The 23,156-nt window shown below is 34.7% G+C and carries 16 protein-coding genes, 1 other RNA gene and 1 pseudogene; 7 read left to right on the top strand and 11 right to left on the bottom strand.

The window, feature by feature from the left end; all coding sequences use genetic code 11:
* Positions 1-11: 11 nt before the first annotated feature.
* The 4 genes from ACYIAL_RS11710 to ACYIAL_RS11695 form a co-directional block, all read right to left on the bottom strand.
* Positions 12-2,075 (bottom strand): BglG family transcription antiterminator, encoded by a 2,064-nt coding sequence (locus tag ACYIAL_RS11710; RefSeq protein ID WP_483751777.1) that lies wholly within the window; start codon positions 2,073-2,075, stop codon positions 12-14.
* Between the two features lie 93 nt (positions 2,076-2,168).
* Positions 2,169-3,554: a PTS galactitol transporter subunit IIC gene (locus ACYIAL_RS11705; protein ID WP_483751776.1), complete on the bottom strand. Its 1,386-nt coding sequence runs from the start codon at positions 3,552-3,554 to the stop codon at positions 2,169-2,171.
* A 10-nt stretch (positions 3,555-3,564) separates the two neighbouring features.
* Positions 3,565-3,843 (bottom strand): PTS sugar transporter subunit IIB, encoded by a 279-nt coding sequence (locus ACYIAL_RS11700; RefSeq protein WP_065566501.1) that lies wholly within the window; start codon positions 3,841-3,843, stop codon positions 3,565-3,567.
* Between the two features lie 9 nt (positions 3,844-3,852).
* Positions 3,853-4,329, bottom strand: coding sequence for a PTS sugar transporter subunit IIA (locus ACYIAL_RS11695; protein ID WP_483751775.1), 477 nt, complete (start codon positions 4,327-4,329; stop codon positions 3,853-3,855).
* Between the two features lie 566 nt (positions 4,330-4,895).
* On the opposite strand from ACYIAL_RS11695, the gene ACYIAL_RS11690 reads away from it, so the two are divergent.
* The 4 genes from ACYIAL_RS11690 (at position 4,896) to ACYIAL_RS11675 (ending at position 11,426) form a co-directional block, all read left to right on the top strand.
* Positions 4,896-5,795 (top strand): hypothetical protein, encoded by a 900-nt coding sequence (locus tag ACYIAL_RS11690; protein ID WP_483751774.1) that lies wholly within the window; start codon positions 4,896-4,898, stop codon positions 5,793-5,795.
* A gap of 40 nt (positions 5,796-5,835) precedes the next feature.
* Complete coding sequence (locus tag ACYIAL_RS11685) at positions 5,836-7,674, top strand: hypothetical protein (RefSeq protein WP_483751773.1); 1,839 nt, start codon at positions 5,836-5,838, stop codon at positions 7,672-7,674.
* A gap of 149 nt (positions 7,675-7,823) precedes the next feature.
* Complete coding sequence (glnD, locus tag ACYIAL_RS11680; RefSeq protein ID WP_483751772.1) at positions 7,824-10,478, top strand: bifunctional uridylyltransferase/uridylyl-removing protein GlnD; 2,655 nt, start codon at positions 7,824-7,826, stop codon at positions 10,476-10,478.
* Positions 10,479-10,502: 24 nt separating this feature from the next.
* A complete protein-coding gene (locus ACYIAL_RS11675) occupies positions 10,503-11,426 on the top strand; it encodes an AEC family transporter (RefSeq protein ID WP_174797010.1) in 924 nt (307 codons plus the stop codon).
* A 117-nt stretch (positions 11,427-11,543) separates the two neighbouring features.
* Here the strand turns inward: ACYIAL_RS11675 and ACYIAL_RS11670 are convergent, their stop codons facing one another.
* The 3 genes and pseudogenes from ACYIAL_RS11670 to ACYIAL_RS11660 all read right to left on the bottom strand — a co-directional run.
* Positions 11,544-12,212 (bottom strand): HD domain-containing protein, encoded by a 669-nt coding sequence (locus tag ACYIAL_RS11670; RefSeq protein WP_483751771.1) that lies wholly within the window; start codon positions 12,210-12,212, stop codon positions 11,544-11,546.
* Positions 12,213-12,229: 17 nt separating this feature from the next.
* Entirely contained in the window at positions 12,230-13,732 is a 1,503-nt protein-coding gene (locus tag ACYIAL_RS11665; protein ID WP_483751770.1) for a hypothetical protein, read from the bottom strand.
* Between the two features lie 40 nt (positions 13,733-13,772).
* A pseudogene (locus tag ACYIAL_RS11660) lies at positions 13,773-13,868 on the bottom strand (IS5/IS1182 family transposase); the annotation flags it as partial.
* A gap of 334 nt (positions 13,869-14,202) precedes the next feature.
* On the opposite strand from ACYIAL_RS11660, the gene mprF reads away from it, so the two are divergent.
* Both mprF and ACYIAL_RS11650 read left to right on the top strand, forming a co-directional pair.
* The gene (gene mprF, locus ACYIAL_RS11655; RefSeq protein WP_483751769.1) at positions 14,203-16,806 is read left to right on the top strand and encodes a bifunctional lysylphosphatidylglycerol flippase/synthetase MprF; all 2,604 of its coding nucleotides are present in this window, start codon (positions 14,203-14,205) and stop codon (positions 16,804-16,806) included.
* Position 16,807: 1 nt separating this feature from the next.
* Entirely contained in the window at positions 16,808-18,088 is a 1,281-nt protein-coding gene (locus ACYIAL_RS11650; RefSeq protein ID WP_483751768.1) for a virulence factor family protein, read from the top strand.
* 85 nt (positions 18,089-18,173) lie between these two features.
* Here the strand turns inward: ACYIAL_RS11650 and ACYIAL_RS11645 are convergent, their stop codons facing one another.
* On the bottom strand, positions 18,174-19,070 hold the full coding sequence (locus tag ACYIAL_RS11645; protein WP_483751767.1) for a DMT family transporter: 897 nt from the start codon (positions 19,068-19,070) through the stop codon (positions 18,174-18,176).
* Between the two features lie 1,716 nt (positions 19,071-20,786).
* Here ACYIAL_RS11645 and ssrA point away from each other — a divergent pair.
* Positions 20,787-21,151, top strand: a transfer-messenger RNA (tmRNA) gene (gene ssrA, locus ACYIAL_RS11640).
* Between the two features lie 46 nt (positions 21,152-21,197).
* Here the strand turns inward: ssrA and ACYIAL_RS11635 are convergent.
* From ACYIAL_RS11635 to ACYIAL_RS11625, 3 genes are all read right to left on the bottom strand, one after another.
* Positions 21,198-22,142, bottom strand: coding sequence for an XRE family transcriptional regulator (locus ACYIAL_RS11635; protein WP_483751766.1), 945 nt, complete (start codon positions 22,140-22,142; stop codon positions 21,198-21,200).
* A gap of 244 nt (positions 22,143-22,386) precedes the next feature.
* Positions 22,387-22,863, bottom strand: coding sequence for an integrase core domain-containing protein (locus tag ACYIAL_RS11630; RefSeq protein ID WP_483751781.1), 477 nt, complete (start codon positions 22,861-22,863; stop codon positions 22,387-22,389).
* A gap of 3 nt (positions 22,864-22,866) precedes the next feature.
* Positions 22,867-23,156, bottom strand: a 290-nt coding sequence (locus tag ACYIAL_RS11625) for an IS3 family transposase (RefSeq protein ID WP_483751765.1), incomplete at its 5' end; no start/stop codon positions are given.

Genomic DNA, 23,156 nt, shown 5'->3' with positions numbered 1-23,156 from the left:
TGACAAGATATTCATTGATAATTGGCAAACAACTCCCAAATTTCATTGCTATTTTTGGCATTTCGTATGCGCGTTGCGCCTTCGTGAAATTCTAATAATTCATTTAATTGAGCAAGTGCTTTAAGGTGTTTTTGAGGATTATTTGTTGCTAAAACAACAATTAAATCAGCTTGCATATAACCACAAATAGTGATTCTTTCTGATAATTTAAGTAAAGACATAGCGACTTTATTTACACCATCATCAATACCAGCATGGGCAATAATTAACCCATCGACCAGCATAATGTAAGGTTGCTCAAATTGGATTTTATTCACCATTCTTTCAAGATACTCACTTTCTATGGATTGGTTGTTTAACAATGGTTGAGCGGCTAATGCCAATGCATCCTCCCATGCTATATTCACTTTTTCTATAATATTGATATGTTCTTTTTGCATTAAATCAGCTAATGAAGGAATTTCCTGTTGTGTTATTAGTACGGGGTTATCATTCATTTCATCGTTATAAAGGTATGCGGTTAACTCCTTTTGCAGTGCTTTTTGATCTTTGATATTGCTATATTTTTCAATAATTAACATCATCTCATCAATTTGAATAATGCTAGGATCAATACCTTGTAAAGTGCCGATCACTTGATGACGAAAAGCATTTTTATGAAAGTTATTCAGTGAAGGATTAACAATAAATAATAATTTATCGGTAGATAAATGTGAGGTAGAAAAAACGATATCATAATAATGATGATATTTTTCGAACTCACGTTTAGACATGGCATCAGAAAAATGTAATTCAGGAAGCAATACTTGTAAAGTCAGGTAAAGATAAGTTGAGACAGTTGCACTATTTTCGCAAACAAAAATAGCGATCTTCTTTGTTTTAATTCGATTAATCAAACCTTCTCGAGTTAACCAACCGCCCAAAAGTACAGTAATAAAAGCGACCTCTTCATCTGGCATATTACAATGCAATATTTTTTCAAAAGGGGAAATCGCTTTTCGTACCATTTCATGTAAGTGACCAAATTCTTGCAATACAATGTCATATACACTGTTGATATTAGAAATATGATATCGAATACGATAATAAGCAGGTTTCCAATGCTGATAAATACGTTCAATCAGTTCGCTCTTATCTTTAAAGGTGATACAACTAATCTGTTCAAAATTAGCAATAACCTCAACGACACTTTCTAATAGCACCGCATCTAAATGGAAATATTTATCGGATAGAGTTTGTATATTAGAGCTTTGCACTAATACCATTAAAAAAATTTGCTCATTAAGATCAGTAATACCAAATTTTTCAATGAGCTTTTTCAATAATTGAAAATCACGACCATTTGCAACTTCAGTATAATTTTCTGGCAAAAGCGTAATTTTTTTATCGGTTTCTATGCGCTGTAACATAAAACAAATAAAGTAAGTTAGCTCTTGCAACTGCTCATCAGTAAAAACAATTTTTAATTTTTTTTCTATTTCGCTGAAAACCTGCCCCACTTGTTCTAAACGACCTTGGGTAATAATCTCATTTTCTCTAAAAATTTTGTCAGCTATTGGCATACTAATAATTCGACGAATTAATTTTAGCAACAAATAACGTTTGTCAATTTCATTACCGATAATGCGATAACCATTCTCGCGGTCATAGTTGATTTGTAAATGATATTGAACAATCATTGCTTGTACTTTTTTGATATCATTGATAACGGTGTTTTGACTGACAGTAAGCGACGAAGAAAGATGTATTAACGACATTCTTTCCGTTCTAATTAATAGAAAAAAGAGTAGTAAATGAACTCGTTCATCTTCAGAATAAATATAACGTCCAATAGCAAGCGATACAGGCTCATCCCTAAAGGTTTCGATCACTAATTTAGGAACACTAAACTTACCTGTTTTAAATCGTTTAATTAATTCAAGATTAGATGATTCAAGAAAGTCATTAATTTTCTTAATGGTATAACTAAGCTGTTTACGAGTTAACCCAAATTCAGATTGAAGCTCAACGCCACTCATATTTGGATTATGAATTAATGCTTTTAAAACAGCATGAATTCGCTTATCGACAACCATATAATAATTACCTTATTGTTCGTTGTCTGATGGTAACTAACCTTACCACCAGATTTACTGCAAAATATGTTCAACGAATACTTTATAACTCATTTATTCATTATTTTTTTCTGCTATATCCTGCATAGCCTCTTTGCGCAGTTCACAAGCATAAAAGAAATACCCCACACACCAATAAACAGCAAAAAATAATGGAGCAAAATAGCCTTTTAAGCATTGCCAAATAAATGAAAATGCATAAGTAAAAATAGGCGCATCGATTGAACTATTTGAAATTAGCTGATTAGCTGGGATATCAATAGCCTTAGTTGTTAATCCTAAATCGGTAATAATCGGTGCAAATTGAGTTCCAACAAATAAGAAGAATGGCACACCAATGATGGCTAAAATCACCATTCTTAATGTGTTTCCTTTAGTTAAAATATATGCAGGAACAATAAGTGCCAAATTGATAATGCCAGCAAAAGGGAGAAGCTTGTTACCAGGTAAAATAACAGCCCAAATTAAGGTAAAAGGAATAGCAGCGATAACTGTAAACCAAATCTCACTTGAACCACCCATAAATGGCCAATCCAAGCCAACAAATAATTTACGTCCAGCAAAGCGTTTATTCATATATTCACTAATTGCTTCAGAAATTGGCGATAATGCCTGCATAAATAACTTAGAAATCATTGGAAATAACATAAGCGCTGTAGCGGCTTGCACACCCAGCATTAAAATAGCTGCAACATCATAACCAGCAATAATCCCGAAAATCACACCTAACAAAAAACCAATCACATGATTTTCAGCAAATACACCAATTTTAGAACGTAATGTCGCTGCATCCATTGGTTTATTTAAAATAGGTATTTTGCGAAGAAGAAGATCAAAAGGATAATAAATCGCACTGAAAAATAACATTCTATGAGTACAAGTTACCCCCGGAATGCCCGTTAGTTTTTCAATTCGATGTTGGTTAATATCCCCCGAATTAAGCTCTAATATGATCTGCAAAGTAGCAATAATAAAGGCAAGAGGCAAAGCCACAACAGCACCTAAAATTGGGGTAGCGACGGCAACCACAATAAATGCGGTAAAAATTTTTCCCCACACATTCCATAAGTCTGCGTTAAAGGTATCAGTCTTTTTTAATACCAACATTAAAATATTGACACCTACTTGCAAAGGAAACATAAGAAAAGCATATGGCCAAGCCCAAGATACGTTCGCCATAGTTGTCCACCCGCCATCGATAATACTCAATTCAATTCCTGTTCGCTCCATCATAGTTTGCGCAGCTAAGCCAATAGCACCCACCATAAAACCAATCAACATACTCATACCAACAAATGCCACACCTAGCGTAATGGCAGCCGAAGCACCATCTCTAAATTTCATGCGTACAATTAAACCCGCAATGAGCATAATGAATGGTACAAAAACTGGCGCACCTAAATTCAAAATATAATTTATAATTGTTCCTAAAAATTCCATATTTGTACTCCTATTTACAGGCATCAATAATTTTTTGTAGCTCCGCTTCCATATTTATTCCTGTTAGAAACGCAATACCATTGATGACAGGAATAGGGTACTGTTTTTCAATTTTAGTTATCGCTATATAAGCAGCACTATTTTTAATGTGAGTATCGACAGATTTCAGATCTACAACTTCTACTTTTATCTCATCAAGATTCCGTTCTTTTAATAAACGAGTAACCTTGCTGGCGACGGTTTGTGATGTGGCCACTCCGCTGCCACATGCAACAATAACTTTTTTCATAATGCCTCCTTATAAATTGATATTGGATGTCAATAGTGTAAAAATTTCATGTTCAGTTTTTGCGTGATAAAGTTCTTCTAAAAAACGCGAATTCACAAAGCAGGACATCAATTTTTGCAATAAATCAATATGCCCATCCTTTTGATTAAACCCTAGCAAAAACACAAGGTTAGCCTTTAACACATGGTCATTATTTGCCATTTCACGCCATGGAATGGTTTCTTTGGCTCGAGTAAAAAAGATAAACGGTCTAATAACATGTTCGACATCAGTATGCGGCATCGCAACCACATAAGGCTCAGTTGGTAATGCGGTAGGAAATGAAGACTCTCTTTGTTTAATTGCATCTAAAAAGGAATGATTTACATAACCACCACTTTTTAAAATAGGAAAAGTAAAATCGAAAAATTGATTTGTATCTTGAAAGTCTTTATCTAAAAGAATCAAATCTTGAAAAAACATTTGGTCGTTAGATTCATTTCCCATTTCATCCTCCATCATGATGTGATCAGCAAACTTTTAGAAATATTGTTAATTTGCTATTGCTAGAGTTAAATCAACACTAATTTGATAGCATCAATTGTAGGAAATTAAGATAAAAGAAACGAATGGAATTGATACCAAATAATATCCATGATATTGCTCATCACAGGGACAATGATGTAGCTCTCCCTTAAACTATTGCAACTCAAAAGTAGTAATTCGCTATTATAAAAACAGAGGGAAGTAAACTAGAAAACCATGATAAAGCACCAAATTGTATCAATATAAAAAAGCAAGCGCTGGCATTCGAGTTAAATTTCTATGCTATGGAGTGGCCTCTAAATAATTTAAATAAAGTGCGTTAATCAACGGCATTGTTAATGATAACAAACTGTTGCTTGACAACGACCTTAAATTTAGTAAGGATATTATTTGACTTTGTACTATTTTATTTTAACGGCATTTTTCTAAAAAGAATTTAATACATTGAGCCTAAGGAAACTACTATTACCAACTGTCGCTATATAGAAAATATAGCTCGTATTGATAAAAAGATTAAGGATTGTTTTATGACTTGGATAACCGTAAAATCCGTCACCTATCCCCGTCAATCCTCAAAAGTAATTGCCAAAGTCAAGGCGGGAGTGAGACCATTAGAAAAAATTTTAATTCGAAGAATACCCGTTAATTTGCTGGTATTTGAAGTTGGGCATTTTTGGATTGAATTTTTACATGAAGACGAATCTGAAATAGATGAAGTAATGAAAAATTCACGTGAAAGGGGATTAAAAGAAAAAGATCTTGTTGATAACGATAAAAATCCATTACAAATCTCAAGTAAAGCCAATGGCTTTCGAGAAAGTTATGGTTGGTATCCTGTAGGTTTTCCTTTCCAACCTATAAATATTTTTAATGGCAAAAACATCATTTCTAGCGATGGTACTTTAAATGGTGACCACCCCAAAAGACGAAAGAAAGATCAGAACAAACAATTAACTGAATTAACGCCAACAAAAGACCGGAATGCAGGGCGCAAAAAAAATAATAATGACCATTCTTGCCGAGCCTTTGATCCGCATCAAAATGGTCATTTCCATTTGGAGAAAATCAAATTTACAACATCGCCTTATTTGTTGCCTAATGATACGCGAAATGAAGAGCAGATATTTGATGAAATTAGGCAATTTGCCGAAGAATTTGATGCAATACAACAGGATGGAGCACATGAAGAATGGAGTTGGACCAATGACAGTTATAAGGAAACCAATTGCCATACTTTTTTATTTTTATTATTAGCTACCTGTAATTTAGCTGATCCTGATTGTATTGGGCTAAAGCAAGATAGGCATTTTATCCGTTATAAAAAATCTTTAGATAACCTTCCTGAAAACACAACAGAAAAAAATATAATAAGAAAAATACTAATAAAAAAACTATCAGATATATCTAAAAAAGCAAAGTCAGAATAATGCAACAGGTAAACCTAAATTTAAAGGAGTTAATAATGACATGAAACATTTAATAAAAATATGTTTATTTTCTTTTGTATTATGGATAGCAACTTTTCAATCTGTTTTAGCCGAGGTAAAGATGCAAGACCAACAAGCACAACTAGTCAAAAAACTAAAAACACAGGGCATTATACCCAATAAAGTCTATTTTCAACGTGATTTTGATATTTTTATTGATAAAAAATATAGCTTTCCTGAAGAAGACTTATCCACATCGGTAATTGCTCTAGAAAACCATCCTGATATGTATGAAATCGCAACTCAAAGTATTGCTCAGATCAAATTAAATCAGAATTATCAATATAGTGATATATGGCAACGTAAACGCAATATTATTGAAATATTATATCCGACCGATTCTTTTCAATCGCTAGAGGATGGTGTTTATTTTTATACCTTAGATGAGCATAAACAATTACAACAACACGCTTCATTTGAAGAAGTGTTTGAATTACCTTGCTATCTGCGGGTTGAAAAAAAGCACGGTATTGTGGTCAGTATTCAAAAAAGACCTTTAGCACTAATTAGCCATTATCGTTATGATTATTGGGGTAATAACAATTTAAAGCAACTTAAAATAGTAAAATATGATACAGAGCATAATATTATTTACACCTCTGAAGTCCTTTTTGATGAAAATACGGGACTAATGACTCAAGCAACGAGAAAAAACCCGATAACGGGGCGCTATTCAATTGAAAATTATATTAGAGAAATTAATCTTTATAGCATTGCGGACTACTTTGACAAGCAAGGCATAAAAACTAATCATGTCATTCATCATAACCAGTCCCTAATACATGCAGAAAACCAAATACTTAATAAAGCAGGTCAAGTTATAAAAACAAAAAATAGGGAGCCTGAAGACATCTTTGATTTTGAAAAAGATTTACCCGAACCCTATCCTTACAATAAATTAATGATAGATGTAAAAAAAGCCCATATGTTATTTACGGATTCGTTGTTTGAACAGGGTCTGGATGATAATAGTAAATACGATAGTGAGGCGATTAATAGAGCACAATATTTAGGTATTAAGCCCCATCAAGTTTATTACCATCAATTACCTTTTCCCGGTTTTATGGCAGAGCGATACAAAAACTTCCCCCATCAAGCTCCATTAACTTTAATTCAAGCCGAAAACCAATCTCCTCATGATAAATATAGCGATTTAATCCATGTAGAAATAGGTGATAATTATCAGTATAAAAAAATCAATAAAACAAAATGGCAACAATCGCCAATTTCACTACCTTTAGCGCAGTTTAAATCATTAGAAAATGGTGTGTATTTTTATACGCTGACAGATAAAGACCAATTAACGCCATTAGATAGCATTGAGCAGGCTGTTAGCTTACCCACTTATATCCGTGTTGAAAAAGAAATGGGCAAAATCATATCAATATTACAAAAAAAACGAATACAGCGGTTATCCACCGAATTTGAATATAAAAAAAATGCCCCTATTAGCAGTAAATTGACCGTACTTGAAAGCCTAGTGATACCTAAATTAATGATAGAAACCAAGTATGAAAAAGGTAGTTATATACCGTTATCTCAAATTATCAAAAATGAACAAGGAACCACCATCAGAACATTTATACATTGTAAAAAGAAAAACATTACTGCGATATTAGAAAGGTTTAATGAGCAGGGCATTAAAACTAACCATATTGAAATATCAAATGAAGGAGATATCCTGAACCAATATCTTGATAATAAAGGCAATTTATTATTTACCACCCATGAGATTGAAGACCAAAATAATCCTCAACTCTATGATAATTTACCTTTTAACCCTGATGGTTTTGAAATGATACTATTTGAACATGTTTAATGAAAAAAATAATAACTAAATAATTTAGATAACTTAAATAAGGTGCGTTAATCAACAGCATTGTTAATGATAACAAACTGTTGCTTGACAGCAACGTGAAATCGGGTAAGGATATTGTTTAATATTTTCTCTATTTTAATGTTGTTACTATGAATCAAACGCACTTATCTTATCCTGTCTCTCCTCTTGATTTTAGTGATGATCAGATAAATGTTAGCTACCTTAAACAGCAACTTGATGAGTTTCAGCAATGGTCAATGGCTCAATTTGAGCAACAAACAGATATTGATATATTAGTGCATTTGCGCAGCCAATTTATTGACCGTTTACTTCAGCGTTTATGGTGTTTTTACCAAATTCCTAAACATGTTTCTTCTTTTTTCAAACGCAATCGCATCGCTTTGGTTGCCGTTGGGGGCTATGGTCGGGCTGAATTACATCCATTGTCAGATATTGATATTTTGATTCTAAGTGACTACCCATTGACTAAAGAGATTGAAAAACAGATCGGTGATTTGGTTCGCTTGTTATGGGATTTGCATTTAGATATAGGTCACAGTGTTAGAACATTGAGAATTTGTCTACAAGAAGCGAAAAATGATATCACCATAATGAGTAATTTGATTGAATCAAGACTTATCTCTGGCAATCAATTACTATTAGATGAATTACACAAACAAATTTTTAGCGATAAGATATGGCCTTCTCGTGCTTTTTATAAAGCAAAAATTAAAGAACAACAAAATCGCCACCAGCAGTATCACAGTACCTCTTATAATCTAGAACCTGATTTGAAAAATAGCCCAGGCGGATTGCGCGATATGCAGATAATCCAATGGATCGCCATTCGCCATTTTGGGGGTAAATTTTTACAAAAAATGGCTGACTTCAATTATTTAACCCCTGAAGATATTGAAGACTTCAAAACTTGCCGTAAATTTTTATGGCGAATGCGTTTTGCCTTACACTGCGTGATCTCACGTTATGATAACCGCTTGCTTTTTGATCGGCAGCTTAGCATTGCCAATATGCTAGGTTACAAAGGTGAAGGTAACACACCAGTAGAAAAAATGATGCACGACTACTACCGTGTCGCTCACAATATTACTGAACTCAATCAGATGTTATTACAACTGTTTTATGAATCGATACTTGAGAATAACCTAAAAAATAAACCTTATGATATTGATGAATATTTTCAAATTAGAGAAAACTTAATTGATATAAAAGATGATAACCTCTTTAAAAAAGATCCTGTCATGATTATGCAGCTTTTTTATACTATTTTGCTTAATCCACAAATTACAGGGCTTTATTCAAACACCATTAGGCAGTTACGTTCGGCAAGAAGAAAATTAAAAGCTTTGCTATGTGAAGATCCTAAATCTCGGCAAATTTTTATGATGATCATCAAACACCCTGACGCAATAAAAAAAGCCATTTTACCCATGCATCAATATGGCATATTAGCCGCATATATTCCAGACTGGAAGCATATCGCTGGCATGATGCAATTTGATCTTTTTCATGCTTATACCGTTGATGAACATACCATTCGGTTGCTAATTGAATTAGATAACCTAAAAACAGATAGCGGCAAACAAAAGCATCCTAACAGTTCGACCGTATTTGCTAAATTATCCAAACCAGAACTACTTATTATCACAGGTTTATTTCATGATATAGGTAAAGGTCGACACGGTGATCATTCTGAAATAGGCGCACAGCTCGTTGAAAAATTTTGTCAATTACACCAGCTAGATGCCAAAGATACCGATTTAATTATTTGGTTAGTACGCTATCACTTACTGATGTCGGTAACCGCACAAAATCGCGATTTGCAAGATCCCGCCGTGATTAGAGAATTTATTCAACAAGTAAAAAGTAAGCGCCGCTTACAGTATTTGCTCTGTTTAACTATTGCCGATGTTTGTGCAACCAATGAAACGCTTTGGAATAGTTGGAAGCAAAGCCTAATGCGTGAGCTCTATTTTACCGCAATGCGATCTTTTGATTCAGGTATCCACCAAATTCCAGAGCAACGAAGTATTGCAAGGCAACACAAACAAGAAGCACTCGCGACTTTACTCAAACAAAATTACGATGAATGGCAAATCAAGAATCTTTGGCAAGACTGTCGAGTTGACTACTTTCTGCGGTATACAACAGAACAAATTGTTATACATGCTCAAAATTTATTACATCATGATTTAACGCAAACCTTAGTGTTAATCAATCCAAATCCATATCATGGTGGCAGTGAGATTTTTATTTATTCGCCAGATAGACCTTATCTATTTGCAACTGTTTGTAATACACTCAGTATGCATAATTTAACTATTCATGATGCACTCATTATTACCAATAAAAAAGGATTTGCCCTTGATACATTTATTGTACTTGAACCAAATGGGCAAACAGTGCAAGCAGATCGGCATCAAGGCATTATCAAAGCTCTAGAAAAGGCACTACAACACCCTGTTTATCAAGGAGTGACAATTAAACCACCAAAGAAAAGATTGCAATCTTTTTCTGTACCAACACAAGTCAATTTTTTATCCGCTTTCAATGAAAGGCAAACGTATATGGAGCTCATTGCATTAGACATGCCTGGCTTACTTGCTTGTGTCGGCGAGATATTTGCTAATTTAGATTTATCATTACGGAGTGCTAAAATTGCCACTATTGGTGAACATATTGAAGATTTATTTATCTTAACAGATAAATACAACAATGCACTGGATGACACTACCTGTAATCAATTACGAGAATTGATCGTAACTACCATTGATTCAATGAACTAATTAATCAAATTAAAGACATCGCTTATGCAATTTTTTATTATTTTGTTCCCCATTTTTGCTATTTTTATTGTCGGGTTTATCGCACAAAAAGCCTTAAATTTTGATGTTGCTAATCTATCAAAAATGTCACTTTATGTACTATCCCCATTTTTGGCATTTAAAACATTTTATACGCATACGTTAACAGCCGATTATTTATTTTATATCTGTTATATTTTTGGTCTCTGTTTTTCATTGGTCCTTATCATTTCCATTTGGTCTATGATGATGAAATATTCAGCCAAAGAGCGCTGTGCCATGATTTTAAGTTCATGTTTTATGAATAATGGTAATTATGGTACTCCTGTACTGTTAGTCTTTTTTGGCACCGTGGGATTTGACCTTGGCGTGATTATGATGGTATTGCAACAATTTGTAATGAGCACAGTTGGCATCTATTATGCAGCAAAAGGTAGTGCCCGTAGTGATATTGTCAGTCAAAAAGATGTCATCAATAAAGTTATCCGCATGCCAGTAGCTTATGGCGCTTTATTAGGTATGCTTTTTCAGTTGTGCCATATTCCTTTGTCCAAATCCATAATGACATCCATTGGCATGATTGGTGATTCTTCAATCGTTGTCATTATGATTATTTTGGGAATGCAATTAGCCAAAATCAAGATCCAACAACTGGATTATCCTAAACTTTCATTTTCATTACTAACCCGAATGATCATTTCACCGATAGTCGCATTTGGCATGGTCTATTTTATGCCTATTTTGCCAGTTTATAAGCAAATATTAATCGTATTAGCGGCCATGCCGAGTGCCGCCAATACAACTCTCATGTCAGTACAGTTTGATACTCATCCAGAACTGGTATCAAGTGCAACCTTAGTTAGTACATTATTAAGCTTAATCACATTACCTATTGTGCTATGGCTTGTTGGTACACCAATACCGTTTTAATCGTAAAAAGCGCTCTCTAGTCAGAGAGCGTTGCGCCAAATAGTTTAAAATCCGTTTTACAGTCGCCAAAATCATTGCCCACACTTTACCGTTTATAAAAAATAAAACAGCAACTAATTAATCCTTACCTAGCCACTCTTTTTCAAACTGATTTACAAATTGAACCAAAAAATGATGCCGTTGCTCAGCGAGCTTTTTAGCTATTGGGGTATTCATCTTATCTTTAAGCAAAAAAAGTTTTTCATAAAAATGATTAATAACGGTATTGGCTTGTTTATAATTATTTTCATTCAATGTAGTTCGTGGTGAAATATCAGGATCGTACATAATATGATGTTTATTGCCGCCATAATAAAAGGTGCGAGCAATACCAATTGCTCCCAATGCATCTAACCGATCAGCATCTTGCACGATTTGCCCTTCTAATGATAATGTTTTTTTCTGATTAAGATTTTTTCGATATGACATATTTTCAATAATGTCAAAGATCTTTTTAATTTCGCTATCGGTTAACGCCTGTAATATTAAATAATCACGCAACTCCATGACAGCTTGATTTACATCAGCAACCACTTTTTCATCAATCACGTCATGTAAATAAGCACTAACAATCACAATAAAGCTATTCGCTTTTGGCTCATGCTTTAAAATCTGCTCGGACAATCTCACCACGCGCTCAATATGCGCCATATCATGACCAGAAAAGTCATTAGCCAATTTTTGTTTAACAAAAGCTTGTATGGCTTGAATCACACCCTGCTTATGTTTATTTGTTTTATTATTCATAATGTTATATCGCTTATTTAATTAACACAAACTGTATTTCCAGACGCCCAATAGCCAACCGACCCCATATTGCTGTATATTAAAAGATTATAAGGTTTAGTGCCTTGATATGTATTTTTAGTCCAATAAACCTCATTACTTTTGAAATTACTACCAGGGTAGCTGTTAGCAGACTCATAAATTTCTCCCCATTCTGCCAATAATCCCCCACCAATACGGCGTTGATAATTATTTCTCTGACCTGCTAAACCTTGATTCCACTCTCGAGAATTAGCATTAGTCAGTTGATCAACTGTAGGTATTTGATAGCCTAACTGATTACAGTATTGTACAGCTTGAGCATAACTACGATTGCTACCACTATAATCCTTTCTTGCGATAAACCATTTTTTGATGGTAAAACTATATACTTTATTAGTTTTGGCTTTATCGGAATATAAGAAAAAGGTCGTCGGCAGTGCGGTTGCTGCCTCGGCGGCGCTAGCCCCCTCTTTGGGTCCGACTAATCGAATCTTGGCAATACTGCCATTGCCCGTTATAGTTAAATCAATGCCCGATGTTGCTGGTGACTTGTCAAACGTCATCTCACTGCCTAAGCTATCAACCATATCCATGGTAAAAAATAGCCCATATGCCCCCATGGTTGGAAAGTTTGATGCCGGATTATTTAAATCTTGACGTTTAAAGCCTTTTGCATCGTCCCATTCGCTCGGTGGCCCTGAATAATTCGACCCACCCCAACTATTTCGACTATTACTTAAAGACAAATTAGGCTTGGCAGAATAAGTACAAGCGCCTTTGGGTGGATTTAAGTAATAGGTGGCGCTATTAGCCGCTATTCGAATTGAATTTGGGTAGCCATAAGCCGTTGACAAAATACTATGATCACTCTGCATTGTTACACTATATGGCGCATTGCAATCCTGAAAGGTATCATCTAATCCCATTTCGGCACCATTGGCATCTCGACCAATAATGGTTAAATTCCCTGTTGCGGTAATATCACCATCACCATCTTTATCGGCCCAAAAACCATTATTATTCAGCAAATCGGTCATTGAAATAGTATTTTGACCCGTTGGAATGAGCGTTTTAATATCGCTAAGTTTTAAGCCATCACGTGACAATGGTAGCGGATTGGCTTTTGATGAGGGATTGTTTTTTGGGGTTAGCACCTGACCATCAGGTAGCTCGATATCTAAAAATCTATCCGTATCCCATGATTGGGTTTGCCCACCATCAAACGTTAAATAAGGCGCCGAACCCTGTATTGCTTTTGCGGTTTTTGCGGGTTCAACATTAGGTAACTGAGCAAATAAAGGATGATTAATGCCTATACAACAATACAAAAATAAAATGGATTTAAAAGTAATGACCTTTTTTTGCAATATCAACGGTAAATCACTACAGGAACATAATCGACACAGATAAAAAGACCGAAAGTAACTTAATGCCAACTGCTTAACTAACCAACTTTTGCTCTTCTTTTTTATTCTAACTCGTTGCTCCTTTAACTTCATGATGATGTTCCTTTACATTGATATCCACATCATACAAACGCTATACTACAACGCTGCTAGCATAGTTTATTGCCAACTTATCATATCGTGTAACACTTGCATGGTAATGTTTTATTTTTGCAAATACATTTTCAACAAAAAGATCTAATTTCATAAATTAAAAATTAAGTCAATACCATTATAATATAAAATACTGTTTTTTAACAGAAGATTTTCAATAAAATGATTATCTATCACATGTAAAAAAGCATATTCCTACCGCCTAAACATAATATTAGCAAGTTAAATGCGCTTTCTATGGTAACTTAATCTTATATGGCTAAAATAAATACACCGCCGTTAATAGTAAAATTTCAGTAATTAATGTTTTTTTATTGTTTCTTTATTTTCTTTCGATTGTTTTCAGTAGATTGGAAAGGTAGAATGCGCAGATCTCAGGCATCATGAAAGCAAATTTTGGAGTTCACCTAGTGAAAACATTAGTACGCAAGGTTTTGCCATGGCAGTTCATTGAACGCTTCACTCGATACCGCCAACGTCTAGCTTTATTACTAGGGCTATCTATCTTTTTTATTGCATTAATGATTTGTTGGAATCTATTAAAAGAAATTAATCTGAGAGATTTAAAACAAGCCTTTCGAGATCTTCCAATTAACGCAATTTTATTTTCTTGCTTATCGGCTGTTGGTAGTTATTTTATGTTGATTTGTTATGAATGGTCAGCAGCCCGTTATGCGGGAGTCAAATTAAAAGCATCAATGTTAATTCTTGGCGCAATTTGTGCCTCTGCAATTGGTAATGCTATAGGTTTGTCTGTTTTATCTGGGGGAGCTGTGCGATGCCGCCTTTATTTTAAACAAGGCTTAACCGCCATAGATGTGGCCAGAATGTCACTTTTTGTGACGTTATCATTAGGTTGTTCATTACCTTTATTTGCAACAATTGCCGCATTAATCCACACACAACAAACAATGCTAGCGCTTCATATGTCAAAAAATGGCATATGGTTAACCGCAATATCGATATTTTGTGTTTATGCCTTAGTTTTTGTTTTTTTGTATCGACACCAATTACCCGAAAAACCCAATAAAGATACAAGGCTATTTCAACTATTCCGCTGGACAATTCGCTTACCAAGCATCCGCTTAGCAATCTGTCAGCTTATTATCACGTTATTTGATGCTATTTTAGCTGGTGCTATTCTCTACTTTTTATTACCAACACAGCCTAATTTCATCACTTTTATTATGGTTTACATTTTAGCTTTAGTTGCTGGCGTACTAAGCCATGTCCCTGGAGGGGTCGGTGTTTTTGAAGCCATTATGTTAGCGGCATTATCATCAGAAATTGGCGCAGCACCATTAACCGTTGCGCTTGTTATTTATCGAACTATTTATATTTTAATCCCACTTATTCCCGCAGGGATCTTATTACTGGTTAATGAAGGCAAGCACTATTTAACTGCACCACAGGTAAAAGAGACCGAAACAGGCATTGCTGCGTTGGTCATGGCCTCTACCGTGTTTTTTGCAGGTGTTGTCATGATGTTTTCAAGCGTATTACCCGGTTTTAATCATGACTTAGTTAACACATTGGTTCCCAAAAAAGTGATCAACATTACCCATTTAATTGCGAGTTTAATCGGTATTTTATGTTTATTGCTCGCAATGGGATTACGTCGTCGGCTCTTTTCGGCTTGGTGGGGTGCGGTCATATTATTATTAATAGGAAGTGTGCTTTCTTTATTACGAGGATTACATTGGATCGAAGCTACCGTATTATTAAGCATTGCCATCTTATTAATCAATTTTAGGCACTCTTTTTATCGAAAAAGCCGCTTGATAATCATTCCTTTTTCTTTTAAATTTTTTGCCATCTGTTTTGGTATGATCGCACTGTTTGTATGGGTGATTTTATTTATCTACCAAGATGTACCTTATAGTCATGCTTTATGGTGGCAATTTGAATTAGACAGCAAAGTGCCACGAGCATTACGTGCCGCCTTGGGCAGCTTTATTTTATTAAGTTGTGTGATGCTATTTTGGATTTTTCGCCCAGCATTACCTATTTTAACTAAACCCAACAAAGCCCAGCTTAGCAAGGCTTACCAAATTATGCTAGATTCCAAACAGCCTGAAGGCGGGCTTGCTATGACTGGCGATAAGTCATTACTGTTTAATGAGGCCGAAACCTCATTCATTATGTACGCAAGGCGTGGGCGAAGTATGATTGCGCTTTATGATCCCATTGGCGATAATGCTGATCGTGCTGATTTAATTTGGGCTTTTCGTGACCTTTGTGATCAACATAATCTTCGCCCTGTTTTTTATCAAGTCAAAGCAGCAAATTTACCTTTTTATATGGATATTGGTTTACGTACCGTTAAATTAGGTGAAGAAGCCTTAGTCAATTTAAAAATATTTGATTTGGCGTCAAAAGATTATAAAGATCTTCGCTATACTTGGAACCGAGGGCAACGTGATGGGCTTTCGTTAAAATTTTATCCACCAGGAACAGCACCGATCGATGAATTAAAAGCAGTCTCTGATGCATGGCTAAAAAACAAACACTCGAAAGAAAAAGGATTCTCATTAGGATCGTTTTCTAAACAATATTTGGATAATTTCACCATCGCGGCCATTACCTATGAAGATCGCATTATTGCTTTTGTCAATCTGTTAGAAACCAAGCAAAACCATTCAGCGAGTATTGATTTAATGCGAGTGGTGCAAGATATTCCTAAATTAACCATGGAATTTTTAATGGTTGGATTAATTTTGCATTATCAAGAAAAAGGATATAAATATTTTAGCCTAGGCATGGTACCCCTTGCTGGCATGCAAAGGCGCCGAGGTGCTCCCATGATTCAAAGACTAGGTGCATTAGTTTTTCGCCGTGGTGGGCGTTTTTATAATTTCCAAGGTCTACGTCGCTTTAAAGAGAAGTTTGCAACACATTGGGAACCCCGTTATATGGCGGTGCCTGCTGGACTAGATCCTTTAGTTGCAATCATTGACACAACCATGCTTATTTCAGGCGGCATAACGGGTCTAAAAAAGAATAAGAATCCATAATATGAAAAAAATCATACGTTGTATTTTATTTTTAATTATCATGCTCCTCATAACCTTGCTGGGCTTGGTTGGTTGGTATCTGATAAAAAACCAAAGCAGTGCATCAGTAAACGTCATCACTATCAACAATGATCTGTCTATTATATCGGCAAGTCCTAAACAAACTGCTGAAGCAGCAGCTGTTATAGTGGCCACCAAAGATAATCATTTTACAGAACAACAACTATTAAATTTATCAGAAAAAACGGGCGCAAAACTGGTTCAGTTTGAATTAAAGCCACAGGCAAGCTGTGCCGAACAAAAAAATCGGTTTAAACAAGCCGTAAAAGTGTTAGACGAGTCTAATTTTGCTGTCGCAGGTATGCAAGAAGGAGCTGCTTTTGCATACCGTTGGTTAGCCGAACAACAAAGTGATGATGCTAAAGCACTATCAATTGAATTCACACTCGATCATAAAGATTGTGATGCTGCGCTACCAACACAAGCAAACCACGGAACATGGCAAGTAATTTGGAATAATCCTCCCGAAGAAGAAGTGGCTGTATTTCCTCGTGAGCAAAAAAAAATCGCTGTTACAACGGCAATTGGAGAATATCTGGCTTCGCCAGTTGAACTACTGAGTATACACCTTGCGTCGATTTTATTTGGCAAACATGAACAGCTACCTGTTATTGAATTACCCGCAACCAGCAAAGAAGTTCACCCTAATACGGTTACGCTTTATTATTCGGGTGATGGTGGCTGGCGTGATTTAGATAAGGTATCAGCCGAGTATATGGCTTCGCACGGTTATTCGGTAGTGGGGGTTGATGCATTAAAACTATTTTGGCAACATCGTTCGGTTGAACGTAGTGCAAAAGATCTTGCTTACTTAATGCAACAATATCGTGAAAAATGGGGAACAACCCGTTTTGTGCTTGCCGGGTATTCATTTGGCGGAGATATCTTACCTGCACTTTACAATCGTTTATCAAGCGCAGATCAAAATAGCGTTCAAGCCATTGTGATGATCGCATTTTCAAAAAATGCTAATTTTGAAATTGAAATCAGTGGTTGGCTTGGTCAATCAGGTAACGAAATGAAAACAGCTCCAGAAGTCAATAATATTCCTGCCAGCAAACTATTTTGTATTTATGGTGAAGAAGAAATAGATGATACTGGATGCTTACAACCAGAAATGAAAGGAGAAACATTTAAATTACCCGGTGGACACCATTTCGATGAAAATTATGAACATTTGGGTAAAGTTATCATGGATGCCATTGATAAAAGAATGCAATAATTCGATTCATAATACCAAAATGTTTTAAAAAATGATTAAACAGGCGCTAATGCGCCTGTTCATATTCAATTTAGCAAAAACGGGCTTATTTTCTTTTTACGCTGATTTTGCCTTCTGATAATAATACACCGCAGAGCGTAAACAATGTCCCAATAGCGGCAATCCAAGTAAACGGCTCGCGCAAAATCACAACGGCAGCCATAATAGTAAGAATCGGAACCAAATATAAATAAATACTAATCTTAACTGCTCCTACTAATTTAACGGCATAATTCCAAGATGCAAAACAAATTGCCGAAGCGCCAACACCCAAAAACAAAATATTGAGTAGATTTACAGGATCGGTAAAACGAGACAATTGCCATTCAAAATCGAAGAAAGGCAATACTGGCAACATCAACATCAAACCATAAAAAAAGAATCTTCTTGTTAATAAAATTGTATTGTAACCATAATTACTACTCTTTTTTACTAAAATTGAATAACAAGCCCAAAACAAACAAGCTAACATAGTTAGCAGATCACCAAGGGGATTGAGCGAAAGCACAAACTGCCCATTAAAACTAATTAATGCAACACCAACAATTGCAAATAAACATCCCATATAAAAGCGTTTAGGTGGTGTTTCAGTCTTCAAAAAGAATATCGATAATATTGCAGTAAATATTGGTGCTAAAGTGGTAATCACCCCAACATTAGACGCCGTTGTATAAGTTAATGCAATATTTTCACAAAAAAAGTAACAAGTTACCCCACAAAGCCCGGCGCATAAAAACATACACTCTTGCTTAACGCCCTGCCAAGCCAATAAACGTGGCGATAATATCCAAAGAGTTAGATAACCAAGTCCAAATCGAAAAAACAAGATCTCAAGCGGTTTAAAATCAATTAATAATATCTTAGTTGCGATAAATGTTGTTCCCCAAAGAAACACTGTCATTAAGGCAATTAAGTGTCCTTGTGTCCTGTTTGAAAATAACATAATAATTCTCTCTGCTCACATAACGATTTCGCAACCCAAGCACAGCTTATTGCCTAAACTATTATTAAAAATAATGATACTCAAAATAGTTTTAAACAATTTTTTGAAAAGGCTTGATAACGAATAAAAAGGCGCTATTTAAATAACCAAAATTTTAGCAATACTATCTTTCTGTCTATATAAGCGCAAATTATTTCTAGCAAAAATAATAAAAAAACTAGCGCCAACTGTTAATAATAAATAAAGGATTTAATAAATTGCTTTAGAGGGGAAAATATAAGACAAAAAAAATCCACTCGAAGATTCGAGTGGAAGGCAAAAAAATGAAAAACGTAATCTGTTAATATAGACAGATTAAACGGCAAAAAGTTCAATTTAATTTCATATATTTTTTATATATTTAAGCAAAAAACAACTAACCATTTGATTTTAAATATAAATTATTTTTTAAATATTTTAAAATAGTTATAAATATTATAAAACTTGCTCATTCACATTAATCAAAATACAAAATGATCAGACCGTCATATACCTAATTTGTAAAAAAGTGGTTATGCCACATCACCATAAAAGTACCTATCGCTTTCGATTTGCCCATTTATTTGTTAGCAGACAGGTTTTATGAATGTTTGATTGATACCATGGTTATTACACGATCTAATAAATACTGCAAAGTCGCAATGGATCACGAAACGGTATAGAATCCTGAATATTTTTTACAAAAAAATATAACCTGAAAAGCAAATATCACATATTCATTAAAGTCCTTATCGCTTTCAGCTTGCCCATTCATTTGTTAGCAGACAGGTTTTATGAATGTTTGATTGATACCATGGTTATTACACGATCTAATAAATACTGCAAAGTCGCAATGGATCACGAAACGGTATAGAATCCTGAATATTTTTTACAAAAAAAATATAACCTGAAAAGCAAATATCACATATTCATTAAAGTCCTTATCGCTTTCAGCTTGCCCATTCATTTGTTAGCAGACAGGTTTTGCGAATGTTTGATTGATACCATGGTTATTACACGATCTAATAAATACTGCAAAGTCGCAATGGATCACGAAACGGTATAGAATCCTGAATATTTTTTACAAAAAAATATAACCTGAAAAGCAAATATCACATATTCATTAAAGTTCTTATCGCTTTCAGCTTGCCCATTCATTTATTAGCAGGCGGGTTTTATGAATGTTTGATTAATACCATGGTTATTACACGATTTAATAAATAGAGACTGAAAATTCTCAAATAACCGCGAAACGGTATAGAATCCTGAATATTTTTTACAAAAATATAGCTCGAAATCAGACTTTTTTAGCACGTTATATATGGTCAAACGACTGAAACATTGTAGCGGTGATTTTTCTTTATGATATCAACACTATATCGCCTATCTGTGATTTGGCGTTAGTTTTGTTTTTTTATATCTATTTATAACAGTTGTTTCTCAAATTACAGTAAATAACACGATTAATTCCTAAACCTAATTTAGCGGTTACAAACTTTATTTTTATACTGAAACACATAGTTACCTGAAACTTTTTTACAAAATTAAAATTGGTAAATTTTGATTAAATAGCAAGCCTAAAACGATCGCGATATACTCCGCTCAAAAATCGGGCTAACTCAGTTCTTGCCTAACTTGTATTCCATCTTGAATTCACCTATAATGCCCTGATATTGTGCTTAGGTACAATTCACAATTGGGGCTGATTCTGGATTCGACGGGATTTGCGAAACCCAAGGTGCATGCCGAGGTGCGGTAGGCCTCGTAAATAAACCGCAAAAAAATAGTCGCAAACGACGAAAACTACGCACTAGCAGCTTAATAACCTGTATAGAGCCTTCTCTCCCTAGCCTCCGCTCGTAGGACGGGGATCAAGAGGAGTCAAACCCAAACGAGATCGTGTGGAAGCCTTGCTTGGGGCGGAAGCATTAAACTTAATCAAGCTAGTTTATCAGTGGCGTGTTTGTTCGCAGCGGGTAGATGAAATTCAAAAACAAACTACGCATGTAGTACCGAGGATGTAGAGATTTCGGACGCGGGTTCAACTCCCGCCAGCTCCACCACTTAGTCCTTTGCCATCCGCATTAAGTTAAATTTATAAATAAATTTTTACTTAACATACAATTCAGATGTATCTAATTTAAATTCATCATAAATATCAAGTTTTTTCATAATATGCGCTAAAACTTGATTAATAGTTCGCATTCCAACTAATAACTCATCCATATAAATATCTGGATGTAATCGCGATGAATTGTAACCTAAGCTTTCCTTTTCTGCTTTACAACCCAATTCATCGTTTGAATCATAAACTAAATTAAGAAGTTCTGCCCTCAATGGCATACCAGCCTTAAATGCATTTTCTTTCACGAAATTCAACCAATTAACATAATCATTATTAACTTGATACTTAAACATTCTGATATTTTTTGCAAATTGTTCATCAACATCTACTTTACTTGCGGCAAGTTGTAACAAACATGATTCAATATTTATAGCAGTATCATATAAATCTAAATCATCTAATAGTTCAGATAAATAGGCGGCATAAAATCCATACACATCAGTTAATGATTTATATATATTGTAAATTAAATTAAAATAAGGATTATTATCTAAGTCTTCCCAAACTTCATTAGAATTAAAATCAGAATCGAAATCAATATCTAATTCTTTGGGAAATGTTTTAGGAATTGTAACTCCCATATCATTAAGTACTTCAAATGTATATTCACACAATAAATCTTTTTCTTCTTGTAATGGATAGGTAATAAAACCAGTTTCATCACTGTCTAACGCTAAATCTGCTAGATAATTAATCAAACGTTCCCATTTATCAGCATTTTCAATTGAATTTGCCCAAAGCACAAATTGTGGGCTCCTATTACCAATTTTGGTTATTTCTCGAATTTTATTCTCCATTTCTTGAGACATTGTTTCATTTTTTTTCCATTTAGAAATCTGCGTTGGTGATACATTCAAACGAATAGAAAGCTCTTTTTGACTACAAGATAATGTTTTCAACGCTAATTCTATAAATGCTTTGCTAGACATAATTATTCCTTATTGTTATAGATTTAGTACATCACATCAAAATTTAGTAAATTGTAAATTAAATTTACTAAATAAAACTACTTTCTTATAGTTTATTTTTCTGCACTATTTTTGCCCATAACATAAATAAGGATCTGTCAGCAATAATAACAGAACTGTAAATACCCCAAACTTAGTACACAACTCACGTAGAAAATTAAGCTGCCTGTTTTAATGTTTTATACTCAATAGGTGTCATGTTATTTTATGCTTCATGAGGTTGTTCGGTGTTATAACTGATTAGCCATTCTTCAGTTACCTTTCTTGCCTGCTCCAGATTATTAAAAAGATATAAATCCAGTACCTCTGTGCGATAGGTACGATTAAATCGTTCAATATAGCCATTTTGATAAGGGCTACCGGGCTGGATATAATCAATGGCTATATCATGGGATTTAGCCCAGTTTATAAAGGTTTTTCCTGTAAATTCTGGCCCATTATCGACTCGTATTTTTAATGGATAGCCATGATATTCGGCCAGTTTATCTAAATAACGGGTAATTCTCCCTGCCGGTAAGCTTACTGTAATATCAATGCCTAGCGCCTCACGATTAAAGTCATCGATGACATTGAAAGTTCTAAAGCGACGTTGATTACGACTACTGTCACTCATAAAATCCATTGGCCAACATTCACCTTGTTTATTGGGTACTAATAACCTTTCCGGGCATCGTGGAGGAATGCGCTATTTACGCTTTACCCTGAGATTAAGCTTTAATTGGCAATACACCCGATACACACGTTTATGATTCCATTTATAGCCGAGCTTTCTGATGCGATTAAAACATTTGGGAAAGCCCCAGCGTAAATGCCGGTCAGTGATAGCATTCAACACCGAAACAATCACCGAATCATCCAGTAACTTAGGTTGATAATAGTAAGCACAACGGCTTAAGCCAACAATGGCACAACTCATAGCAATAGTAACAGAATGATTTTGTTGTAGTTGCTGTGCCCACGTTTTACGTGCCTTTG

This window comes from Gilliamella sp. X-57 (genome assembly GCF_057063565.1).
Note: the sequence above shows the minus strand (reverse complement) of the source record. Positions and strands in the feature narration are given on the sequence as shown.